This window comes from Acidocella facilis ATCC 35904 (genome assembly GCF_000687875.1).
Lineage (GTDB): Bacteria > Pseudomonadota > Alphaproteobacteria > Acetobacterales > Acetobacteraceae > Acidocella > Acidocella facilis.
Genome location: NZ_JHYG01000047.1, coordinates 1 through 1288 on the forward strand (window position 1 = coordinate 1; position 1288 = coordinate 1288).

The following is a 1288-nucleotide window of genomic DNA, read 5'->3' on the forward strand; positions in this document are numbered from 1 at the left end:
TCGCGAACCTCAGGCGAAAACTTGTTGCTCGTTCTGTTCGTCATGACACCATCCTCTCAAGAGTTGATGCCTCCGGCAAACATGGAGCGGTTCACTTGGTGCGCCGCGGTGCTGGCAATAAGCCTGGTGCCCAGTGTCTTCACCTACGCCGCCGGGCTCAATGCCGGGCGTTTCCAGGGCGAGGTTGCGTCTAACCTGATCACAGCCGCCATGAAGGCCGGACCATCGGAGGCCATCGCCTGGGGGCAACTGATGCAGGACAATAACGGCGCCAGCGCCATGGCGGTGTGCCGCAAGAACCTCCAACAAGACGCCAGCGGCCGGCATTACTGCATGCTGCCGGTCTGGACCGATCCCATTTCACCAGCGGGCCCCTCAGCGCTTGCTCAATAGACGCCAACTCCGCCCCCACCCGCCGAACGAACCGCAGCCAAGTGCTTTCTCCTTGCCATCCCCAGCCCTTCGGCCTAAATATGACTACTGTAGTTCACCCCACCACCCGGAGGCCGCCATGCGGGAAATCCAACTTCGCGACGCCAAGGCCAGCTTGTCTGCCGTGGTTGACGATGCCATGCGCGGCGAACCCGCCATCATTACCCGCCACGGCAAGCCCGAGGCAGTGGTATTGAGCTTCGCGGAATGGCAGCGGCTCTCGCATGTGCCTTCCTTCGGCCAATTGCTGATGGCGGCACCTCTCGATGCGGGCGATCTGCCGCCACGCAACCAATCCCCGCTCCGTGATAGCGGCCTTTGATCCTTGTATCTCGTCGATACCAATGTCATCTCGGCGCGAGCATCCTCGCGCGTTCCCCTGCCCGAGTTGGCCGCCTGGATGGACGCCCATTCGGCTGAATTATTCCTCCCCACCGTCACCATCGCCGAGATTGAGGATGGGATCGCCAAGGCCAAGCGTGAGGGGGCAACCCGCAAAGCCCGCGACCTTACCGCCTGGCTGGAGACGGTGCTGCACCTCTACGCGGCCCGCATCCTGCCCTTCGACCTTGCCACCGCTCGCCTCGCTGGCAGTCTATCCGACCGCGCCCGAGGCCAGGGTCAAGCCCCCGGCTTCGCCGACATCATCATCGCCGCCACAGCCCAGCAACACGGGCTGACCATCCTGACCCGCAACCTGCGGCATTTTGAGCCGCTGGGCGTGCCAGTGCATGATCCGTTTGCCCAGCTACCCTGAGCATGGTCGTGGTCGGCAGAAATGCTCAAATACCGTCATTCCGTCTCTGACGGCCACTTCCGGCGTACTGGCGCCCAATTTAGCCCTTCAGAATTACCG

Annotated in this window: 2 protein-coding genes and 1 pseudogene; all 3 read left to right on the plus strand. The window is 62.7% G+C overall.

Going from position 1 to position 1288, the window contains the following annotated elements; genetic code table 11:
* Window positions 1–393: pseudogene (locus T331_RS18920) on the plus strand (hypothetical protein); the annotation flags it as partial.
* A gap of 118 nt (window positions 394–511) precedes the next feature.
* Complete coding sequence (locus T331_RS0116745; RefSeq protein ID WP_026440847.1) at window positions 512–754, plus strand: type II toxin-antitoxin system Phd/YefM family antitoxin; 243 nt, start codon at window positions 512–514, stop codon at window positions 752–754.
* A gap of 3 nt (window positions 755–757) precedes the next feature.
* Window positions 758–1189, plus strand: a complete 432-nt coding sequence (locus T331_RS0116750; RefSeq protein WP_026440848.1) for a type II toxin-antitoxin system VapC family toxin — start codon at window positions 758–760, stop codon at window positions 1187–1189.
* The last annotated feature ends 99 nt before the right edge of the window (window positions 1190–1288 follow it).

Bases quoted from the DNA above. Each gene is read 5' to 3' on its own strand.
- T331_RS0116745 (WP_026440847.1), top strand. From the start codon at position 512: ATGCGGGAAATCCAACTTCGCGACGCCAAGGCCAGCTTGTCTGCCGTG.